The sequence below is a fragment of the Chitinophaga lutea genome (assembly GCF_003813775.1).
Classification (GTDB): domain Bacteria; phylum Bacteroidota; class Bacteroidia; order Chitinophagales; family Chitinophagaceae; genus Chitinophaga; species Chitinophaga lutea.
In genome coordinates, this window is the sequence record NZ_RPDH01000001.1 from 1,340,577 (window position 1) to 1,361,309 (window position 20,733).

General features: G+C 53.1%; 24 protein-coding genes and 2 tRNA genes. 8 read left to right on the top strand and 18 right to left on the bottom strand.

Annotation, left to right across the window (positions count from 1 at the left end):
* Window positions 1-5: 5 nt before the first annotated feature.
* Complete coding sequence (locus EGT74_RS05180; protein WP_123845462.1) at window positions 6-1,319, bottom strand: glycoside hydrolase family 71/99-like protein; 1,314 nt, start codon at window positions 1,317-1,319, stop codon at window positions 6-8.
* A gap of 286 nt (window positions 1,320-1,605) precedes the next feature.
* Between EGT74_RS05180 and EGT74_RS05185 the strand changes: the two genes are divergently transcribed.
* Entirely contained in the window at window positions 1,606-2,973 is a 1,368-nt protein-coding gene (locus EGT74_RS05185) for an AfsR/SARP family transcriptional regulator (protein ID WP_123845463.1), read from the top strand.
* On the opposite strand, the gene EGT74_RS05190 is transcribed toward EGT74_RS05185, so the two are convergent.
* The 3 genes from EGT74_RS05190 to EGT74_RS05200 are packed head-to-tail and all read right to left on the bottom strand — an operon-like array spanning window position 2,974 to window position 3,932.
* Entirely contained in the window at window positions 2,974-3,456 is a 483-nt protein-coding gene (locus EGT74_RS05190) for a GNAT family N-acetyltransferase (protein ID WP_123845464.1), read from the bottom strand.
* A 6-nt stretch (window positions 3,457-3,462) separates the two neighbouring features.
* Complete coding sequence (locus tag EGT74_RS05195) at window positions 3,463-3,744, bottom strand: GNAT family N-acetyltransferase (protein WP_123845465.1); 282 nt, start codon at window positions 3,742-3,744, stop codon at window positions 3,463-3,465.
* A gap of 23 nt (window positions 3,745-3,767) precedes the next feature.
* Complete coding sequence (locus tag EGT74_RS05200; protein ID WP_123845466.1) at window positions 3,768-3,932, bottom strand: phosphatidate cytidylyltransferase; 165 nt, start codon at window positions 3,930-3,932, stop codon at window positions 3,768-3,770.
* A 157-nt stretch (window positions 3,933-4,089) separates the two neighbouring features.
* Here EGT74_RS05200 and EGT74_RS05205 point away from each other — a divergent pair, with 157 nt between their 5' ends.
* From EGT74_RS05205 to EGT74_RS05215, 3 genes are all read left to right on the top strand, one after another.
* Entirely contained in the window at window positions 4,090-4,905 is an 816-nt protein-coding gene (locus EGT74_RS05205) for an AraC family transcriptional regulator (RefSeq protein WP_123845467.1), read from the top strand.
* A 98-nt stretch (window positions 4,906-5,003) separates the two neighbouring features.
* On the top strand, window positions 5,004-5,480 hold the full coding sequence (locus EGT74_RS05210; protein WP_123845468.1) for a response regulator transcription factor: 477 nt from the start codon (window positions 5,004-5,006) through the stop codon (window positions 5,478-5,480).
* Window positions 5,481-5,593: 113 nt separating this feature from the next.
* Entirely contained in the window at window positions 5,594-6,145 is a 552-nt protein-coding gene (locus EGT74_RS05215; protein WP_123845469.1) for a DUF4199 domain-containing protein, read from the top strand.
* A 26-nt stretch (window positions 6,146-6,171) separates the two neighbouring features.
* Here EGT74_RS05215 and EGT74_RS05220 read toward each other — a convergent pair whose 3' ends face one another.
* From EGT74_RS05220 to EGT74_RS05230, 3 genes are read right to left on the bottom strand one after another with little or no spacing between them, the layout of a single operon-like run.
* Window positions 6,172-6,555 carry a DUF3037 domain-containing protein gene (locus tag EGT74_RS05220; protein WP_123845470.1) on the bottom strand — a complete coding sequence of 128 codons (384 nt, stop codon included), beginning with the start codon at window positions 6,553-6,555 and terminating at the stop codon, window positions 6,172-6,174.
* Window positions 6,533-7,336: a HipA family kinase gene (locus EGT74_RS05225; RefSeq protein WP_246008125.1), complete on the bottom strand. Its 804-nt coding sequence runs from the start codon at window positions 7,334-7,336 to the stop codon at window positions 6,533-6,535. Before EGT74_RS05225 ends, EGT74_RS05220 begins: the two co-directional genes overlap by 23 nt.
* Before the next feature lie 46 nt (window positions 7,337-7,382).
* On the bottom strand, window positions 7,383-7,877 hold the full coding sequence (locus EGT74_RS05230; RefSeq protein ID WP_123845471.1) for a GNAT family N-acetyltransferase: 495 nt from the start codon (window positions 7,875-7,877) through the stop codon (window positions 7,383-7,385).
* 152 nt (window positions 7,878-8,029) lie between these two features.
* Here EGT74_RS05230 and EGT74_RS05235 point away from each other — a divergent pair, with 152 nt between their 5' ends.
* Entirely contained in the window at window positions 8,030-9,379 is a 1,350-nt protein-coding gene (locus EGT74_RS05235) for an ankyrin repeat domain-containing protein (RefSeq protein WP_123845472.1), read from the top strand.
* A gap of 9 nt (window positions 9,380-9,388) precedes the next feature.
* On the opposite strand, the gene EGT74_RS05240 is transcribed toward EGT74_RS05235, so the two are convergent.
* The 5 genes from EGT74_RS05240 to EGT74_RS05260 all read right to left on the bottom strand — a co-directional run bounded on the left by EGT74_RS05240 (window position 9,389) and on the right by EGT74_RS05260 (window position 14,736).
* Complete coding sequence (locus tag EGT74_RS05240; protein WP_123845473.1) at window positions 9,389-9,811, bottom strand: DoxX family protein; 423 nt, start codon at window positions 9,809-9,811, stop codon at window positions 9,389-9,391.
* A gap of 50 nt (window positions 9,812-9,861) precedes the next feature.
* Window positions 9,862-11,622 (bottom strand): DUF7133 domain-containing protein, encoded by a 1,761-nt coding sequence (locus EGT74_RS05245; RefSeq protein WP_220392814.1) that lies wholly within the window; start codon window positions 11,620-11,622, stop codon window positions 9,862-9,864.
* Window positions 11,619-12,716, bottom strand: coding sequence for a plastocyanin/azurin family copper-binding protein (locus EGT74_RS05250; RefSeq protein ID WP_158618010.1), 1,098 nt, complete (start codon window positions 12,714-12,716; stop codon window positions 11,619-11,621). The genes EGT74_RS05245 and EGT74_RS05250 overlap by 4 nt, the downstream gene beginning before the upstream one ends.
* 4 nt (window positions 12,717-12,720) lie before the next feature.
* Complete coding sequence (locus EGT74_RS05255) at window positions 12,721-13,998, bottom strand: enolase C-terminal domain-like protein (RefSeq protein ID WP_123845475.1); 1,278 nt, start codon at window positions 13,996-13,998, stop codon at window positions 12,721-12,723.
* Between the two features lie 291 nt (window positions 13,999-14,289).
* Complete coding sequence (locus tag EGT74_RS05260) at window positions 14,290-14,736, bottom strand: DUF6265 family protein (RefSeq protein ID WP_123845476.1); 447 nt, start codon at window positions 14,734-14,736, stop codon at window positions 14,290-14,292.
* A gap of 226 nt (window positions 14,737-14,962) precedes the next feature.
* Here EGT74_RS05260 and EGT74_RS05265 point away from each other — a divergent pair, with 226 nt between their 5' ends.
* A complete protein-coding gene (locus EGT74_RS05265; protein WP_123845477.1) occupies window positions 14,963-15,367 on the top strand; it encodes a VOC family protein in 405 nt (134 codons plus the stop codon).
* A 2-nt stretch (window positions 15,368-15,369) separates the two neighbouring features.
* Here the strand turns inward: EGT74_RS05265 and EGT74_RS05270 are convergent, their stop codons facing one another.
* The 3 genes from EGT74_RS05270 to EGT74_RS05280 form a co-directional block, all read right to left on the bottom strand.
* Window positions 15,370-16,497, bottom strand: a complete 1,128-nt coding sequence (locus EGT74_RS05270; protein WP_123845478.1) for an acyltransferase family protein — start codon at window positions 16,495-16,497, stop codon at window positions 15,370-15,372.
* Between the two features lie 103 nt (window positions 16,498-16,600).
* The gene (locus tag EGT74_RS05275; protein WP_123845479.1) at window positions 16,601-17,188 is read right to left on the bottom strand and encodes a hypothetical protein; all 588 of its coding nucleotides are present in this window, start codon (window positions 17,186-17,188) and stop codon (window positions 16,601-16,603) included.
* 147 nt (window positions 17,189-17,335) lie between these two features.
* Window positions 17,336-17,887 carry a hypothetical protein gene (locus EGT74_RS05280; protein WP_123845480.1) on the bottom strand — a complete coding sequence of 184 codons (552 nt, stop codon included), beginning with the start codon at window positions 17,885-17,887 and terminating at the stop codon, window positions 17,336-17,338.
* A 447-nt stretch (window positions 17,888-18,334) separates the two neighbouring features.
* Here EGT74_RS05280 and EGT74_RS05285 point away from each other — a divergent pair, with 447 nt between their 5' ends.
* The gene (locus tag EGT74_RS05285; RefSeq protein WP_123845481.1) at window positions 18,335-18,907 is read left to right on the top strand and encodes a dihydrofolate reductase family protein; all 573 of its coding nucleotides are present in this window, start codon (window positions 18,335-18,337) and stop codon (window positions 18,905-18,907) included.
* Between the two features lie 6 nt (window positions 18,908-18,913).
* Here the strand turns inward: EGT74_RS05285 and EGT74_RS05290 are convergent, their stop codons facing one another.
* Window positions 18,914-19,354, bottom strand: a complete 441-nt coding sequence (locus EGT74_RS05290; protein WP_158618011.1) for a DUF3592 domain-containing protein — start codon at window positions 19,352-19,354, stop codon at window positions 18,914-18,916.
* Window positions 19,355-19,765: 411 nt separating this feature from the next.
* Here EGT74_RS05290 and EGT74_RS05295 point away from each other — a divergent pair, with 411 nt between their 5' ends.
* Entirely contained in the window at window positions 19,766-20,221 is a 456-nt protein-coding gene (locus EGT74_RS05295; RefSeq protein ID WP_123845483.1) for a RidA family protein, read from the top strand.
* Between the two features lie 229 nt (window positions 20,222-20,450).
* On the opposite strand, the gene EGT74_RS05300 is transcribed toward EGT74_RS05295, so the two are convergent.
* Both EGT74_RS05300 and EGT74_RS05305 read right to left on the bottom strand, forming a co-directional pair.
* A tRNA-Pro gene (locus EGT74_RS05300) sits at window positions 20,451-20,525 on the bottom strand.
* Window positions 20,526-20,554: 29 nt separating this feature from the next.
* Window positions 20,555-20,643 (bottom strand) — tRNA-Ser (locus EGT74_RS05305).
* Window positions 20,644-20,733: the final 90 nt, after the last annotated feature.

The following is a 20,733-nucleotide window of genomic DNA, read 5'->3' on the forward strand; positions in this document are numbered from 1 at the left end:
CCCGTCTACCGCACCGGTTTTTGTACTCCGAAACCAGGCGCTCCCCTTAACCAGCGCCCCGCCTGGCCGGTGAGCCACAGGTAGTAGTCGGAGCCCAGTTCGTTTTCGATGCCTACGAATTTTTTGTCGCCATGGAGCGGCATCTCGGCCTCGCGGGCGCATTTATAAATGGCGGTGCCTTCGTCGATTTCATCAAACATGGCCACGTAAAGCGCCTGTGCGCCTGCCTGCCTTACGCCCGCCACCTGCTGCCATAAAAAATCCCCCTTCAGCCGCGGAATGGAGTTATACAGCGAGGGGTCGTTTTTCAAGTTGCCCCAGCTGAAGCCGGGGAACACCAGCGGCACATAACTCACCCGGTGGGTATTACACCAGGCCACGTCGCCGGCGAGCGTGGCTTCCGCCACGGCGTCATAATTCCCGCTGCTGTAACGGCCTACGGCCCAGGGCATCACGATGTCGCAGCGCTTGGCAAGTTCGTGCAGCGCCGGGGAATTCTCCGTGTCTTTCGCCAGCGTGCGCCAGTAATACGGCACACCGAGCATCACCGATACCCGGTTGTTATCGCCCTTCAGGCGGGCGATCAGGCGGGCGGCATCGGCGATCGTATATTTCCGGTTGTCGTTAAAACCCACCCCCCAGATGCTTACCAGCGGTTTTTTATTGTGGCGCAGGTACGAGGGATGTGCTGTATTGTCGAAAAGCCGGAATAGCTGCTGCAGCTCGGCCCAGTCCTTTTCCACGTAAGCCACGTCCGCCGGGGTGCAGCCGGTCAGGTCGTACATCACGCAGATGGCGCGGGAGTACTTCCGGGCCGCTTTCAGGGCGTTTTCGAGCACTTTGTTGAAATGCCGTTTCCCTTTGGGGTTGCTTTCTTTTATTTCCACCACGAAGCGCTGCATGAATACCCCGTCTATACCGTAGTCGCGCATCCATTTAAAATGCAGGTCAACGGCCGACTCGTCGAACGGGCTATACATGTGCACAGGCGAGCCATCCGGGTACTGGAAGGCGGTTTTATACTGCTGCGGGTACGCCTGCATGTCTGGGTAAAAATCCACCGATGAACAGCCTGGCTTGAAACCACCACAGCGGCCGTTCTGCAGATGATACCAGCCGCGCCCGGAGCCGTCGCCCTCTGCCGCAAACCAGCCCTGGTACCCGGCCATCACCAGTTTGGAATAAGAGGTGTACAAACAACCGGTTTCATCAAATACCGTGTCGCGCCCGAGGGGCAACCCCACCACCGTTCCGCCCGTCTTTTTCGCGCAGCTGATGGAAATGATTAAAACGGTCAACAGGAAAACAGATAAACGCATGATAATTTCTTTTTTTTGATCAGTTTAAACGGATGCGCACAGGTACAACGCTACGGGCTACGGCACATTGATCTGCAAGTAACCCGCCGGTCACTAACAAAAGCATTAACAGCGTCACTAACGGGAAAATTAATCGCGCATTTTTAAACAAAATATTGGTTTTCAAGCACAAAACATCTTTCTGCCCTACAAATTACGCCCGCCGTTTTTAAAAGATCAGTATCTTGACAACACGTTTTATGATTGATTCAACCAAGTCGCCTCACCGTTCATGGAGAAATATCTGATGAGTATATTTTTTGCATGCCTGTTTTGCAGTGCCGGTTTCGCGCAATCGCACGGACTGGCCTTTTCCAGCCACGAAGTGGTGCCCGAAAAACGGACCGGCCTCCGGCTGACGTCCGATGCCCCCGTCTGCATCGAACAGGAAATGGACATTTCGTTCGATGCGATGTTCCGGCTAGGCATGGAAACCTACTTCGGGTATGTGTTGGGGCTGGTGACCAACGAAGGGCAGAACATCGATCTCGTATACAATCAACGCCTGTTCAGTTTTAATTTCGTGATCGGCGAAAACTTCGCCGACAGCTTCCGGGCAGATAACCTGCAGTTTGATGGCCCTGATCCGTTTCGCGACATCAAGTCCTTTGCAGACCTGTTCTATGCGCCGCGCAGTAGAAAACTGCCGGCTGTGAGGCTCTTCAATACAAAAGACGATATCAGGGAGCTGAAAGCCTACACGCTAGACTCCCCGCCCAACCCCACACCCGCCGTAACGGTGCCCGCTCAAAATAGATTCCGCCTCGACCGGGTGCTGATGGGCCTTGCCTGTATGCTTACTGCCGGTGCCCTGTTCTATTTTGTGTGGAAGCGCTGGCATACACTCGACGAAGCGCATGGGCCTTCTCCCGCCGTTCCTCCCGCTGAGGACACACCGGAAAAAACATCGGCAGCCATTTTCCTGTTCGGTGATTTTGAAATGACCGGTAAGGAGGGAAACGACTGCACCCGCCTGTTCACCCCGCTGCTGCAGGAGCTGTTCCTGCTGTTGCTGATTTATACTGAAAAAGGCGGCAAAGGCATTGCGCCGGAAAAACTGTTTGAACTGTTGTGGGGAGATACATCACCGAAAGATGCGCGGAATAACTTTTCCATGAACCTGGTTAAACTGAAGGTCATTCTCGAAAAGGCCGGCGACCTGCACATTGTTAAAGATGCAGGCCGGTGGAAGCTGGAAGTTCCGGCGGATGTCCGGTTCGACTACCGTGATTATCTCGGGCAAGCCAGCACCCAACCTTCTGCGGCAGCGCTGCTGGAGATCACCTCGCGCGGGAGCTTTCTCCGGAATATGCCTTACGAATGGCTCGACGATATCAAGTCGGAGATTTCGATACATGCCACCGGGCTGATGCTGGCGGCGATCGGTAAGATGAACCTGCACCGCGAAACGGATTTGGTGCTGCGGCTGACGCAGGCCATTTTCCAGTTCGACCCGCTGAACGAGGAGGCGCTGGTGTACAGGTGCAAATGCCTGATGATGGCCGGTCGCCATAAAACCGCGCAGGACGCCTACACGAAGTTTGCAAAAGAATACCGCGAAAGCTACGGTGAAGATTTCAGGCTTTCATTCCAGGATATTACGCGCGACAGCTGATCAGAGATCTTTCACCATCCACACATTGCAGGCATAGTGTCCGCTGTTGCCCCACGATTCCCGGAGATGCCGGAAACCGGCCTGTTCGTAAAGGCTGATGGCTTTTTCCATTTGGGGGAACGATTCGAGGTACAACTGCCTGTAACCCAGCTCGCGGGCTGCCTGGAAAGTTTTTTCCATCAGCTGGAAACCGAGGCCCTTGCCCCTGGCGGCTGCAGCGAGAAAAAACCGCACCAGCTCCGCACATCCTGCCGGCAGGCCCTGTGTGGGATAAACGCCGCAACCACCCAGCAGCTGCCCGTTTTCTTCAGCCACCCAGTATAAAGAACCTCTCGTCTGGAAATAGGTGTATAAATTGTCGGTGGTAGGATCCGTATAAGCCGTTCCTTCCCGCGGCACGTCAAATTCTTCAATCGCCGTGCGGATAATGGAAGCCAGCGTTTTTTCATCGCCGGGCCGGATCGTTCTGAATATTACGCTCATATCTGGTCAGAATAACACGTCTTCGATCGAGGGTTCTTTATCGAATACACTCTTCGCGAATGGACATAAAGGTAATATTTTCACATGTTTCGTGCGGGCAAAGTCCACCGCCGCCATCACCAGCTGTTTGCCCACGCCCTGCCCGGAAAAGGCATCGTCCACCTCCGTATGATCGATGATAAATTTGTCGGCCCCGGCCCAGGTGTAAGTCATTTCCCCCGCCTGCGCGCCATCGCTCATAGCTTTAAAACTGCCTTTCTTTCCGTTGTCTGTTTGCTCGATATTCATGGCCCGAATATAATCGATTCCCCTTACTTACGGCCCGTTCGGGAAATGAAAAAGATGATAAGCCCTAGCACCAACGCCACGGCGATCAGTCCCGTCCACACTCCTGCTTTGAAAATACCGCCGATGATCTCGCAACTGCTGAGGGTAAACGCCAATACTACAAGTAATAAATACGATGCCTTTTTCATACACATGGTTTTCAAAGGCATGAATCATATACCGTGCCGCGATGAATTCCCTTTGGCAGGCGGTCACGCCCCGGGGAAAAATTTCTACAGCCGTTTCCGCGATCGAAAAATAAAGCACTTTCAGCGGGGGATGCACAAAAAACAGATATTTGCCGCTATGAGCATCATCGTTCCGGATATCAGGCAGCGTTTCCAGCCGGTTCAGCCGACCATCAAAGATGCGGCGGGCCGCGTGGCTTATCACGAGTTGTTGCCTGAGCCACGCCTGGCGCCGTATATCTATTGCTACTGGCAGTTGGAAACCATGCAGCCGCTCACGGAAGCCTTTGTATACCGGGTGGTGGCGGACGGGTGCATCGATCTTTTTTTTGACGTGCAGCAGCCGGCGGACAATTATATCATGGGTTTCTCTACCGTCTATACGGAGTTTCCCCTTCCACCCGTTTTCAATTACATCGGCATACGTTTCCTGCCAGCAGCCTTCCCGCTGCTTTTTAACATCGATGCATCGGCACTGACCAACCGCTTCGAGCATCTCGGCCAGGTATTGCCCCACCTTTCCGCCGGCCTCACCCGGTTGGCGCAACACCCCGCATTTCTCGCCAACCTGCAGCAACGGTTGGATCAGTTTTTCCTGCACATCCTGTCCAATACACACTTCCATAGAGACGGGCGGCTATTCGACGCCATCGGCATCATCCTCAACGCCCGCGGGGTTCTGACAGTGGAGCGTGAGCTCAACTCCGGCATCAGCCCCCGGCAGCTGCGGCGGCTGTTTAACTTTTATATCGGCGATACGCCGAAAGTGTTCAGCAAAGTAGTGCGCTTTCAGCACATCCTCCACGCCAAACCTTCCGTGGAAAGCCTGAAAAAAGACAAACTCTTTTATGATAACGGCTACTACGACCAGGTCCACTTCATCAAGGAATTCAAAACCATGTACGGGCTCACCCCGACGATCGCGCTCCGGTAAAAGGCCCTCGCGGTTTCTTTCACCTGCACTACTGCCGCGTGAATATTGCAGGCCATGCTAAATTGTTTAATTTTGAAGCAGATCTGCAACTGTCACCCATGGCATTCAATTTTTTCCACCGGAACAAACATATCATCCTCTACGGCCTTTGCCTGGCCCTGTTGCTGTTTTTACTGAAATGGCTCGAGCTGCGTTTCGTGATCATCGACCATGCTTTCCAGATTTACATCGGGGCCATTGCGCTGTTGTTTACCGCCCTCGGCATCTGGCTCGCCCTGAAACTGGCGAGGCCCAAAATCCAGACGGTGGTGGTGGAGAAAGAAGTGATTGTGCCGCACAACGGCCACGCGTTTACCGTGAATGAAAAGGAACTGGCCCGCCTCGGCATCAGCAGCCGTGAGCTGGAAGTGCTGCAACTGATGGCCGAAGGATTGAGCAACCAGGAAATCGCCGCCCGCTTATTCGTGTCGCTGAGCACCGTCAAAACGCACACGTCCCGCCTCTTCGAAAAAATGGACGTCAAACGGCGCACGCAAGCCGTTGAAATGGCTAAACGACTGAGTATCATACCATAATAAGAATCCTGCTTTAGTACTAAAATTGCCAGCACGGCCATAAATCATCCTAAAGTATGAACGGTCTGAGCGGGGAAAGTTTCATTTTTGAGGCATCACTAAACATAATACCGATGAAAAGAAACATTTGGATTTTCGGGTCGATTGCGGGCGCTATCCTCGTCGCCTTTATGATCTATGCCACGGCTACCTGTTACGCCAACCCGGAAAAATTCGAAAGCAACGATGTAGTGGGCTACATCGGCTTCATCCTCATTTTCTCCCTGATTTTCGTGGGCGTGAAAAATTACCGCGACAAGTACAGCAACGGCCTGGTGTCGTTCGGGAGAGCCTTCAAGATAGGCGCATTCATTGCGCTGATCGCCTCGTCGATGTACACGCTGGCCTGGATAATCGATTATTACCTGTTCATCCCGGACTTCCTCGACCAGTATACGAAGCATGTATTGTGGGATGCGAAGCAGGACGGGGCTACGGCGGCCGAGCTGGCCAAAAAAACAGAAGAGATGGCCGATTTTAAGGAGATGTACAAAAATCCGTTGTTGGTGGTCATCATTACTTATATGGAGGTGTTGCCCATCGGCCTGATCGTGGCCCTCATCGCGGCGCTGATCCTGAAAAAGAAACGGCCTGCTGCACCGTCCGCCACGCTTACGCATGCGTAGTGCACCGGAGCGGTACCGCGGAACAACTATTCCACCAGTTCGGCATGCAGCTGGATAAGGGTTTGCTGCGGGTCTGTGCACAGGCCCGTATGCACCCTGGATGTCTGTACGATGGTGCTGCGGGTGGCGGTGAGCCAACGGAAACGCGAGGCGGCGTCGAGTTTGCCGATGGGCCCCGCATGAGGGCCTCCCTTGCTGATATTGTCGATGGCATGCAGGTATGCCTTCACTTCTTCGATGTCGATTTTGGCGCAAAAAGCCCTGAGCCGCTGTTCGTCGAGGGTGATCATAGCCTGCAGAAAGGCGGGCCGCTTGCAGAAGAGCATAACCCCCACGTTCAGGAATTCCTCCCGTTCCACCCTCGGCACAATACGAATGACGGCATATTCAAATGAGTGCTTTTCTTGCATGCTGTGCTTCATTTACAAAAACTTCGGAATTCGCGATACGGGTGGTCAGAAAATTATAATATACTTCCCGGTGCGCTGCCGCCTGTTCTTCCGGGAACCAGGCATCGGGCAGCAGGGAAACGATCCTCCGGATAAGCGCCGGCGTGAGGACCTGCCGACAGGCGGCGTCCGCGGCTTCGAGGGCGGTAGCCTGGGGCAGCAGTACATGGTCTTTCACCTGCACAAAAGGCCTTTTGGCGGGCTCTTGCCAGTTCAGGCCGGAATGATGGAAATAAAGCGAAGCGCCATGATCGATCAGCCACAGTTCCCGCCGCCACATCAGCATATTGGTGTTGCGCGCAGTACGGTCCACATTGGTCAGCAAACAATCCACCCATACGATCTTCGACGCCGTTGCCGGTTCGATGGTAGTCACGGTAGGATCGTAGGTGATGGCGCCGGAGAGGTAATGCAAAGCGAGGTTCAGTCCCACGCTGGCCTTCAGCAAATCCTGTATCTCCTCGTCGGGCTCGGTACGGCCGAAAGCCGCATCGAGTTGGGCGAATACGATCTCCGGTACTTTCAGTCCCAATGCACGTGCAATCTCCCCGCCGATCAGCTCGGCGATCAATGCCTTCACGCCCTGGCCTGCGCCGCGGAATTTCAGCACGTATAAAAACCCGTCGTCGGCCTCCGCGATAGCGGGCAACGAACCACCTTCACGCAGGGGCGTTACGTAACGCGTTACTTCTACCGTTCTGATATCTGTTTGCTGGTGATCTTCCATATCAATTCGTTGCAAATATATAAAACAATTTTTCCTGTATGCGACAGAGACGGCTGGGGCCTTATGAAGCGCTTTCACTCTGCTCTGTGGCAGGCAGCAGTTCCATATCATACCGGTCCAGCCCCTCGCCGTAGAAATCCTTCGTTATTTTCACCACGTTAAACCCTATTTTTTCAAAGAAAGGAAACGAATGCTGCGTGGTGTCGAGGATGACCCTGCATCGCGCGCAAAGGCTGCGGATAACGTTCAGCCTGTACATGAACAATTCCTTTCCCCATCCCTTTTTATGATGTTCGTTGCTGATGAGCCCCCAGGCCATGGTAGCTTCCTGCTTTTCGCGGTCGAGGTAAAAACCGCCGCAGCCGATCACCCGGCCATCGTTTTCCGCTACGAAATAATTGTCGATGCCCGCTTCGGGCTCGTCACGAATGGCCAGACCGTCAAGCCACCGGCTGTAATCCTCCAGTTCCGCCGGCGCAAAAAACCGCGGCATGTTGCTTTCGAACGCCGATATGCAGCCCGGCTTGTCTGCCGGGGTGTAGGGTCTGATGATCATGGGGCGAAACTATTGCATCCCGTGTAGAAAATGCACGTTACCGAAGAGAAAGTGAGGAACCGGGTTCGTCCTGTTTGAACGCAGCATACCCGTCGACAAATAAGCCGGTGCGGCCCGCGCAATTTTTGCCTAATTTTATATAAACCCGTTGTATGCATTCATCCCCTCACGACGCTTTCATTGTTGCGGCCTGCGTACCGGTAGGCGATACCCATGTGAACGGCACACTCGATACCGCTGCCGCCATTCTGGCCGAACATCCCGAAGTGGCAGGCGCCAGTATTTACGCGGCGGCCATTTCAGGCGACGATGAAAAACTGCGTTCCTTTCTCTCCCTAGAACCGGCGCTGGCCACGCAGAAAGGCGGCCCGCATAACTGGGACGCACTTACGTACCTGTGTTTCTCCAAATACCTGCGTATGGCCCCGGAGCGCAGCAACGGGCTGGTGCGCTGCGCCGCCGCGCTGCTTGAAAACGGCGCGGATGCCAATACCGGCTGGACGGACAGGAACCACCTGAACGAACCCGAATGGGAAAGCGTATTGTACGGTGCGGCAGGCATCGCGCATCATGCGCCGCTCACCCGGTTGCTGCTGGAGCATGGCGCTGATCCGAACGATGGCGAAACTACTTACCACACGCCCGAGTCGTACAACAATGAGGCCATGCATGCACTGGTGGAAACGGATAAACTGACCGATGCGAGCCTGGCCACCCTGCTGCTACGGAAAGCCGACTGGCACGATTACGACGGCATTCGTTACCTGCTTGAAGCCGGCGCCAATCCCAACTTCATCACGCACTGGCACCGCACGCCGCTGCAATCTTCCGTTTTGCGCGATAACGCTTTGCGGATAATTGTATTGATGATGGAGCACGGGGGCAACCCGCTGATCAAAGACGGCCACGGCCGGTCCGCTTTATCGATGGCTGCACGGCGCGGTCGCGGAGATGCGTTACGCCTCTTCGAACAATGGGGCGTGCCGTTTGAATTGCATGGTGTGGAGGCGTTGATAGCCGCCTGTGCGTTGAACGACGGCGTGCGGGCGCACGACATGGCAGCGGCGGAGCCAGCGCTGCTGAAGGCGTTACTCGCGCAGGAAGGCACCCTGCTCGCGGAGTTCGCGGGCACGGGCAATACGGATAGCGTGGAACTGTTGTTGGAACTGGGTGTGGATATCAATGCACGTTATGTGCAGGGAGACGGGTATTTCGGTATTGCAAGGAACAGTACCGCCCTGCATGTGGCCGCCTGGCGCGCCCGGCACAGCACGGTCAAACTGCTGCTCAGGCGTGGTGCCACGGCAGACGCCGCCGATGCGGAAGGCCGCATACCCTTGTTGCTCGCCATACGTGCTGCCACCGATTCTTACTGGACGAACCTTCGTTCTCCCGAATCCGTGGCAGCACTATTGAAAGCCGGCGCACAAACGAAGGGCATTCCATACCCTACCGGCTATGATCAGGTGGATGAATTGCTAAAGCCTTATTTCGTTCAATAACCCGGCAGATTATCTTTTTCCGAAAAACTTGTAGTCGGCGGAAATTTTACCGGGACCGGCGAACAGTATCAGCAGCATGATGCTGAAGTATACCAGCGGCAACTCGAACGCGCCGCCGCCCGTCATGTTCACGAAAGGATCTTTAAATATCACGGCGTGGAAATACACCGCTACCGCCATGGTGATGCCGATGGCCAGGGCAGCGATGGGCGTGAATAAACCAATGGCCAGCAAAATGCCGCCACCGAACTCCGATACCGCAGCCAGCAATTGCAGCAACGGTGATAACGTGATCGGCCCTCCGGGAGGCACCCAGTTGGTGGGAGTCTGTATTTTACCCCAGCCATGAAGGATGAACGCAATGCCTACAACAATGCGCAGTACTAACAAGGCTGTTGAAGCCGCAGAAGATTGAGCAGGTACTTTGAACATGGTGCACTAGGTTTTAAAGGTCACTTAAATTACACTTTTTTCACCAATTGTTACAAAGACAAAATATACCGCGCAATCTTCCTCGTATCGGCAAGCGGGATATTGGCATGCGGCGCCATCGGAATCTGGCCCCAGACGCCACTTCCGCCTTTTATGATTTTTTGGGCAATCTGGTTTACGTTTGCTTCCGTCGGCTGATATTTACGCGCGATATCGGCATATGAAGGGCCCACCAGTTTTTCGTTGGGCCGGTGGCAGGTGCGGCAATCCGATTTTGTGATCAACAATTTCCCTTCTTCGATATCCTTTTTCGCAAAGGCCGGCCGCTTCAGTACCGGCGCTGTTTCGCCCGGCAGCCGGTTGGCGGTGTAGCAGATGAGGTTGTTCTGCAACGGCTGCCCCGCAGTCGTCTGTATATTTTTGAGTTTCAGTTCATATACATATCCGGCTTTCATCTGCTGCAATACAATGGACACCCGTTTGTGATCCGGTGACACCAGTACCTGCCTGATCGCCACACTGTCGAGGTTCATCTGGTGAGAACCGTATTTTTTATGATAGTTGTAGTTATACTGCCGCATCGAATAACTGGCGGGATTGCGGGCGGATGCAACGTCGACCGGTTGTGTAAAAACAAGGTCGAATCCCTTCGGGGTGATTTGCATTTTATAAATATCGAGCGGCGGTTTCCCGGTATACACAATCCGTTGAATGCCTTCGTCGCCCAGCCAACCGTGCGAGTTCTGGCCTACATACAGGCTGCCGTCCGGTGCGAAAGCGAGGCGGTTGTTGCCTTTCCGCAGTCCCTGCCCATCGAGGAAAGGAATGCATGCGCCCTGTAACGCACCGCCTACCTCTTCCAGCATCACTCTCACGATGCGCGCCTGGTTCATCTCCCCGATCAGCAGCTGCCCCGCGAACGGCCCGAATTTCCCGCGCGTGATATCGCATAGCGGCTGCGTGGGAGAATTCGCCATGATGCCGTGCGGGAACAGCACCACGGGTTTGGTGCGCATACTGTCGAGCGTGGCAGGCGGCAGCACGAATGGGCTTCCTTTGGTCCATCCTTTTTTCCATACCAGGCTGGCAGGGTGGCCGTAGAAGCGCCCTTCCTGCACATGCAGCAACGGGCTGGTGCCTATCCAGTCGCCCTGGTTATCCGTCGCAAATAAATTACCCGCCAGGTCGAAACCGATACCGTTGGGCGAACGGAACCCCATCGCATACGGCACCAGTTTGCCCGCAGGAGTGAGTTTCATGATCCAGCCGCGGTACGGCACAGCGGCAAACATCTGCTTGCGGCCGTCTGTACTGTCGCGGCCTTCCTTTTTGATCACGCCGCGCACTTCCGGCCGCATGGCACCATTCGGCGACGATGCGTTCAATGCGATATAAAGATTGCCCTGTTTATCTTTTACCGGGCCGTAGTTAAATTCATGGTAATTACCGGACAGCCCGAAACCATCCGTCACTTTTTCATACACATCCGCCATGCCATCGTCATCGGTATCTTTGAGCCGCGTCAGTTCGGGGCGTTGCATTACCAGTACCTCGCGATTGCTGATGACCAGCATGCCCAGGGGATCGTGCAGTCCTTCGGCGAACAGCTGCCATTTTTTGGTACGTGGCGCATAGATCATCACTTCCCCTCTCGTAAAGCATGCGATCAGGCGCCCGTCCGGCATAAACTCGATGGCCCCGGTTTCGGCGGTGAGGCCTTCGGGCATGGGAATGGTCTCAACAGCGTAAGATTGCGCCGAAGCAGGCCATGCTGCGAATAACCATCCCAACAATAACAAACCATGTTTCATAAAACAGTGATTGTAATACTGAATTCCCTGGCTTGCAGGGCCGTTAATAAAAGTTTGTCCTCCTCCCATTTGCCGGCCGACGATTCGTACCGTAGGCCCTCTTGCGGTGGGGCATAAAACACCACATCCTTCGTGTGCCCGGTAACCCGGAAGTGCCTCACGATACCGTTGCCGCCCGCCGCCGGTTTGATGAGTTCGTATACGTGAGCGCCATTGACGGTGTAGTGGAATTCAGGATAACGTGCCACCAGCCGGTAGCCTTTGTAACTGGCAACCGGAGCAACGCCTTTGAAGGTGAATGGATAGGCTGACGCCCCGTTAAAGAACACCGCGCCCTGCACTTTCGCCAGCGCATCGCCTTTGCCTTTCCAGAGATCGGAGTTGTCCAGGAAGCCACCCTTCCATGCGAAGCGCAGCTTGCATTCACCGGCATCCCAGCAATACGAAAGGCTGTCGGGAAGGCTCACGGCGATGGCCGCCGGGCTCGCACCTGCGATAAAAACGCGGTAGTGATACGGTGGCACAGGGGTATAAGGATGTAAGGCCCTTGTGCCGTGACCATGGTGGCTGGCATGATGCGTTTCATCTTCTTCGAGGCTCACATCCGACTGACGACGGCCGGGGGGAATGTTCCCGTCATCCGTGATATCGGGAAGATGGGCATCCTGCTTTACGTACATCGCGCCGTACATGATCAGCCCGTGGCCGGGATAGGTGCATACATAAGGATAAATCCCTTCCTGCAACGGCGCGGTAAATTCCAGCGTTTTCTCCTGCTCGGGCTCCACCACCGGCAGGGACCACAATACGTTCGCGCTGGCCGGGATGTAATCCACCGATGGTCCCTGTGCGCCCAGTTCCTGCGCCAGGTTTACCACCGCTTCCCTGGTGCCGGGTTTCACGATCAGCAGGTTGTGGTTCATATCATCGGTATTGCTGAAAATGATTTTCACTTTCGCGCCCGGTTTCACCTGGAAGCGCACCACATCGAACTGCAGGCCCTGCAATACCTTCATGTGAATCACCAGCGGCGTGTCCTGCGCACGGCAGATGCACGCAGAGAATATGGAGAACAGCAGGAGTAACTTTTTCATATAACTAATGCTTACGGAACATCTTTTCATAGTGTGCGACCGGCTCAAAAATACCACCGCTGCGGCGATAGAATTCTTCATCGAGGTGAAACACGCCTTGCTGCGGCGCAGACCAGTACGGCGCGTATCCTTTCATGACCGGCCAGTTGCTGTAGTTGGCATCCCCGTTGGTTTCCATCAGACCCATTCCAATGCCCGGGAAAGGCGCCAGCCGTGCGGCCAGGTTTTTGTGCCAGTTGACGAGGATGGGGTTCACCGTGAGATCGGAGCACATGCAGGGCACGTTGCGCTCATCGGCCAGTTTGGCCATGGGCAGTGACAGGCTGAGTGTTTTGGCGATGCCCTTCAGCACGAGTGCGCCGTACCCCTGTTCGAGGCGCATCTGCGCGTCGTGCACGGTATGCAGGCTATCGTCTGCCGCTATGCGTACGCCTGCATCGTCCACGTATTCGGTATTGGTTTCCGTGAGTGGTTCTTCGTAGAGCAATACCTGTCCGAAGGCCCCGATTTTCCGGGCATGATCGAGGTAACGCAGCAGGGTTTCCTTTTTTTCGTAGCGTGAATTGGCATCCATGGTATACACCAGTTTACCGTCGGCCGTGTGCGGCGTACGCAGGTCTTTCAGCGCTGCATGAATGGCGCTCAGCCGTTCCATATCCAGCCTCAGCATGTCTTCCTGCCTACCGGGATGGCCTGTTTTTATCTTGAACACAAAAAAACCTTCTTTCGCCGCCTGTACGATATCGGCTACCGGCATGTTGTACGACACCTGGTAGAGGATGGCGATCAGGTCGTTGCGATGTCGGAGCGCCGGTCTGAATGTGTCCGGCAGCATCTCGTCGAACGACGTAAAGCCGTTCTCCGCGGCATATAACAGCCAGGCGGCATTATCCGGCGCCACCATCGCATTCAGGATAAAATTCGGGTTCACCGTGCGTCCGGTCAGTTGCGCTGCAGCGGCGGTCAGCGGAGGCAGGATGGTCTCCAGCAATTCCGGCGGTGTGCGGAAAGGGGTGCTTTTAATCAGCTCCAGTGCTTTATTGGTCAGTACATACAGCAAGGCGTTGCCGCCGGCCTCGGGATGCGCGGCGAACAGTTCCGCATCGCCATATAGTACGCTTTGCGTGGCGAGGCCCGTTCCTCCTAATCCGGGGGTAGATTGCAGGCGCACGGCTACCTGCCATAACTCGGTTAAATAATTCCCTTTAAAACCAAAGGGGCGCACGAGCGGCTCCCTTTCAAAGTCGGAACCGGCTTCGGTGACGTGGATCATTTTTGACATCGGCAATACGATTTCGGTGGTATAATATTACTCAATTTTCCCAGTATGTGTACGTACCCGGTCAAAAAATATAAAAACACACAGAGGCCGTAAGCGGGTGGTTGGAACAAGATAAACTCCGGGGATGAAAGGAGAAAACGGGGGCGGAATCCGCAGTACTACGGCAGTGAAAACTCTGCATCATGCCGCATGTTAACACGTCCGGCTAATAACCGGAGATGGTCCGGTAATGAATTGTTTTCGAAGCATGGTTTAAACAACAGCCACGCTGTTCCGGAACATTCCCGGTCATTACTTCACCCGTTTCATCGGGAATTTCCTCGATTTCAATGTTCCGTTCACGGTACCTGAAATCTCCGCCAGCAATGAATCAGGGGTTACGAGGGTATACGTCACTTTTTGTGGAAAATCGTGCGAGGGGTTCTCAAACGCAAGCTGGCTACCGGTAATGGAAGTGAGGGTGAACCGCACCGCCTGTCCTTTGTTTTGTCCCGTGACGGTGGGCACATAGTATAACTGGCCGTTTCGTTCCTCCAGGCTAATGGCTTCCAGCAAAGCAGTATCTACGCCTTTCACCATCAATCCACGGCCGGTAAAGGTGGAATCATTTTGTTTTTCCCAGATTTCCACCAGTTGCCTGCCCGGTGTTCCGCCGCTCCAGGTACCGAGCAGCCATGCACTGCGGCTGATGGGGCCAACCGTGGTGCAACAGATCATACATAGCAGTAAATACTTCATACCGTTCATGTTTAAGGGGTAACAGAACCTTCATCATCAAAGCCGAAACTACAGCCGGCAACATGCGCTTGCCTTTCCCATCAAACCATCTGCGAAGTCATAGCCTTTGCAGCAGGAAACAGCCGGCACATAAAACGGCGACCCTTCCGATGCACTACAATTTAACGAAATTTTAGACGCCCCCTTTTTTTCATTAACTTTAAATACACCCTAAAACCCTTGTGCTATGGCCATTCAAATAGCGGGACTGGCTCCCTTGCTCCAGGTTTTCGACATGCCTTCCTCCATTTCATTTTACCGCGACCTCCTTGGCTTTTCGGTAACGGAAACAGACCGTGAAGCCGGCGATGATGTAGACTGGGCGCTGCTGCGCTTCAACGGGGTGGAGCTGATGCTGAACACCGCGTACGAAAAAACATTCCGGCCCGCCGCGCCTGATCCGAAACGGATGGCGCAGCGGGAAGATTTCACCCTGTATTTCGGCTGCCCGGATGTGGACGCCGCCTATACGCACCTGCGCGCCAAAGGCCTGGAAATTGCACCGCCGGTAATTACGCACTATGGCTTCAAAGCCCTCGGCGTAAAGGATCCCGACGGGTTCAACCTCGTATTCCACTGGCCCGCCCGCTGAGGTTATACACGCAGGAACACTTTCTTTTTGTACATGAAGTACAGGAACAGCCACTTGATGCCCACCAGGCAAACCGCCAGCACCACCCAGCCGTAAGGCTCACCGACTAATTGGCCCAGCCAGGTAAACACCGCGTGGGTGGTATAATTCCAGTCGATGAAATGATCGGACATGTAAATGAGAATGGAGTTCATGCCAATCACCCTGAAGAAGAAAGACCATTTCTGATACCCCTTCACATCGATCACGTAATAGAACAACGAGAGCAGCAACAGGCTCAAACCGCCCACCTGCAGTACAAAGGAGCTCGACCAGAGGTTTTTATTGATCGGGAAATCGAGGTTCCACAACTGCGCCAATACCAGCAAGAACAACCCCGCCAGCGCCATGCGAACGGTTTTCTTTTCGGGCGTCATCGGGTTGTTTTTCAGCAGGTTACCGGCGAGGATACCCAGCAGTGCGGTGCTGATGGCGGGGATGGTCGACATCAGGCCTTCCGGGTCGTGGATGCCGAGGTACAATTTACCTGGCATGATGCTACGGTCTATGTAAGAAGCAAAGTTCCCTTCCATACTCAGGTCGCCCGGCGGGAAACCCGGCGCCGCCGTGAATTTCAGCAGCAGCCAGTAACCGATGATGAAACCCCAGAAAAAAATCATCTGCGCGCGCTCCCTGGTGTACAGGTAAATGATATTGGCAAACATATACGCCAGGCCGATGCGGCCCAGTACGCTGCCGAACCTGATCTCCGAGATGGGTCGCAGCTCCAGCCCGTTATTGACGATCAACCCCAGCAATACCAGTATCAGCGTTCTTTTGATGACGCGCCAGAGCAGCTGCGGGCGCGGGGTGCCTTTTTCTAGCTCCCTGCCTACCGAGTATGGCGTTGAAACACCGGCCATAAAGAGGAACAGCGGGAAAATGAGATCGTAGAAACGGAAACCATTCCAGTCGGGGTGCACGAATTGTTCCGCCACACGATGCCAGAAAGGCGAGCCTGAGGCCTTGGCGAGCTTGTGAAAAATTTCTTCGGCCCCCATTATCCAGAACATATCGAATCCGCGGAGTGCATCGAGGGAATAGAGGCGCCCCTTGGCTGGTTGCGCGGGCGATTCTTTTAAATTGTCCATTGGTATCGGTGATTGTGTGAGTACAGATAAAAATAAACAATCCCCGCAACAATTTTACAGCTAAAACCGGAAGCCCGCCCGCGGCTTCCGGTTGTGATATGTATCAGGCTGCCGGATACGTCATCAGGATCACCGGCGCATCGCCGGCCAGCGATGCCGAAGCGGATGCGCCCGCCGGAACCGGCTTGTCGAAGATAGTGCCGATATAAGTAAAGTTGCCCTGCACCACAGGATTAAACATCGCGAGTACCACAAATTCGATCACCTTCAGCATGCCTCCCATTTCACGGAGGGAAAACGCATGCAGCTCCGGCTCGAATGAGCCCGCCGGGCAGCCGGTATGTTTTGCGTACAGGCGCTTGACCACTTCAATTTCCCTGTTCCAGAGGTACAGCAACTCCCGCCAGCTATGCAGCAATTCCCTCGGTATGGCCTCTTCCAGGTAGTGCCCGGCCTCCATCCGGTCCCAGAAATTCCATAGGCTGTAATAATTGTTCGCTTCCACGCCCACCAGCTTGTGCAATTCAATGACGGCATGGCGCCACAGGGATGCGGTGAGAAAATGCTGCACGCAGTCCGGTTTCCTGTGCCGGGTTTCATCGAAAGAAGACTGGCAATACAAAAACATCGTCTTGAAATTGACCATGTTGTCGATGAGCACATTCAGGTCTATTAACATCGATTTTTGCATACGGTATGTTTTTTAATGATTGGTTTTTGATCTACGAAACCGGTCGGCCGCGCCTGAATTCATCCTGCATGTTATATAGACATACTACTTCATACGGATGGGTGATGTAATACAGTGCTTTTACAAAGCGATAACAAAATCCACAGGTCATTCATCAACATGGCTTCCCAATGCAAGCCCGATCAATGCCCACAACGCAATCGTCATCCCTGCCAACAGTTGCCCCCACGACACCCGAAGCGGCCCGCCCGGCGCAGGAACAACAACACGATCGGTTTCATTCGCACCGAAAAGGAACACCACATTCTCCAGTAAAAAGCACCCGCTGAACACCAGATAGGCGATAAAAGCCAGCCCAGGCAACGTTATCCGGAGCCCGGTGCCGTTGATCAACACCGTGTCCAACAACATAAACGGGACCGCATACTTCAGCGACAGCAGCACTAAAAAAATGAACGGATCCCGCTTTTCACGCCGGAATAAAAAACGGTGGCCTGCGATGTTGACCGCTACCAGCGCCAGCATACAACCAACGGCCAGCAGCATTAATTCCAGCCGCGTGATGTACACCGAAAAAGAAGAAAAAGAAAAGGAAAACTCAATCAAGTCCGTTTCACATGGTTTGTCCGTTACCAGCAGCCGCGACATACAGAGCGCCGCACACGCCGGCCGGCGTTGTGTTTTTTGAATCATCTTCATGCCATTTGTTTTTGCTGTTGTTCATCAATGTTGCTAATGTTTCTTTCGTTGCTGCACAAGCCCCGCGTCGCGCATAAAAACCTGTTGTCCAAAACCAGCGATAAAAAATCAATTTGTTATCGCAGAGCCTCATAATGAAGACAGCTTTTTTGAATCGACAGGGTGAAAAGCGGATTTTTTCAGGTATTAATACGCATGTCCTCCCAAACACAATACCGGTAAGGCATTCAGGATAAATTGCCGCAGAAAACCGATTTTACCTTTACAATTTTTTAACAAGATCGCAAGGAAGTAAGCGGGAAAAATCACAACAAAGGTGGCCGGCAGGATGAAAACCGGGGGGGGGCTTTTTTATACCTCAGACAAGCAACCTGATACCCTAAAAAACGGCAGGCCACCCGATCTTTTTTGTCTCTGTAAAAAATCGTATACTACAAGTAAAAAACAATGGGAAAAACGATCCTGAACATAACAATGTCGCTCGACGGCTTCATAGCGGGAAAACATATCTCCGCCGAAACGCCCATGGGTGAAAACGGTGAATTATTGCACAAATGGATGTTCGAAGAAGCGACGGACGCAGCTAAAAAAATGATGGCGGATTTTGTGGACGATATCGGAGCTGTTATTTTGGGCAGCAACACTTATAACACCGCCATTGAAGATGCCTGGGGCGGGAAAACACCCTTTCAATCACCCGCTTTCGTTTTAACGACTGGTGAGCCAAAGATGATTGTGCCGGGGTTCACGCATGTAAATGACAGGCCGGAGAAGGTGCTTCTGCGTGCAAAGGAAGTGGCAGGCGGGAAAAATGTCTGGATTATGGGAGGCGCAAATGTTGCGCAGCAGTTTCTCCGGGCAGCGCTTGTCGACGAACTGCATATTCACATCGCCACTGTTTTACTCGGCGGCGGCACCGCTTTGTTTCCGGCCAACGCGCCGCATCCCGTTAACCTGATCCGGTTCGACGCTACAGAAACTCCCGGTGCTGCGCATCTTTTCTATAAAATCGGTCAATAGGCGCTTTTACACTACTGCCATCCTTTCTCCCTTCCCCGCCGTTACCCTGAAAATATACCGCGCGATGTAACTCCCTCCACCGAAAACAATCAACGGCAGCGCAAACGCCACGCAAAAGATCGTTTCGCTGAAAACGCTAAAGTATGTCAGCAATTTTGCCTGTGAAGGGTTTGCGGGATCATAGATGATGGTGCCTTTTTCGCCGATATCCCAGGCAGGCGGGTCGGTTGAAACAATGTGGCCGAAAGTGTACTCCTCGTTGGAACGGGTGGTAAACCGGAATATGGGCGTTACACTCTCATTATCGGTATCCGTGCTTTTTTCGAGCATGATAACGGTGCCGACTGCTTTCTCGCCGGAACGGAGAAGGGTGAGCGAATGGTTCAGCGTGAAACAGGAAGCGACCAGGAGTAAAATACCTGCAATGAGTGCGGTGTTGTATCCCATAAGAACGGGTTGAACGGTGAATGGTGATGGACTTAGAACATTTAACATATAAAACGCCAGTCGCAATATGAATGTTCACGTACTCAACCCGCATAGTAGCGAAATCCGGGCCAAAAAGCCGGGTGTTGTTTATACCGGGCAAAAAGAAGCCTGCAGAAAATTCTCTGCGGGCAATTCGTTTTAGCTGACAACACTCAATTCGTCGGGACGGCTAGACACATTTCAAACCATTTTTTGGCTGATTTAACGGTAATCGCTGAACTTATAGTTCGAAAAAGGCCCCAGGTGCAAAATTTATCCAGGCACCAGCATGAATACCCAAAGGTCACCCGAAGATAAGCTCATGCAAAAAAGTTTGTTATCTTGATAATTGATTGATATAATTTTGTTTTTACGCAAATACCCAAACACATGCTAGACAAATTGCTCAGAAAGTCCCTGTTTCTCCTATCATTGACATTGTTCAATACAGCCCTGATGGCTCAGAAAAACGAGATCATTAAAGAAAAATGGCATTGGGACGGGAAGCTGAAACAGGACACTGCAGCCGGATACGCCCAGGTACTGAAAGTAGGCAACGTGCTCTACATTTCGGGTGCTGTCAGCACTTCCCTCACACCGGAAGGAATAACACAGGTTTATAAAGCTTTAGAACGTTCCCTGAAAAGCTTCGGTGCCACTTTTCAAAACGTCGTAAAAGAAAATCTTTATACCACGGATATCGAAGCGATGAAAAAATATAATGATGCTAGAAAAGTGTTTTACAAAGGAGATTTTCCCGCTGCTACGTGGGTGCAGATTTCGAGGCTGTATATGACTGACGCCAAGTTGGAGGTGGAATTAATTGCGCATCTTCCGGGAAACTGAAAAATACACAACTCACGCTGCGACCTAAATTCAAGGAAAAAAGTGGTTAGGAAGCTTTGCCAACATGCCTGAAGTGGTTTAACTTTTGGTCATAGAAGTTCACATAAAATTTGCCCCCTAACAACAGATGGATATGAATAATTACGAAAAAAGCCTGCAAACATCACTGCTTACAGGCCTTTGAGGAGTTTCGACGATCTTCTTTCGTTTTGCGGCCGAAGATTCGTTGTCGGGATGGCAAGATTCGAACTTGCGACCTCCTGGTCCCAAACCAGGCGCGATGACCGGACTACGCTACATCCCGGACCTTCAAACACTTTTAGTTAAAGCTTGCGGTGAGGGCGGGATTCGAACCCGCGGTACAGTGTTACCCGTACGACAGTTTAGCAAACTGCTCCTTTCGGCCACTCAGGCACCTCACCGTTTCCTTAGCGGGATGCAAAAATAGCAAATATTTACAATTCTCCAAAAGTGAATCCGGTTAATTTTCCCTGCACTAAAGTACTGAAATG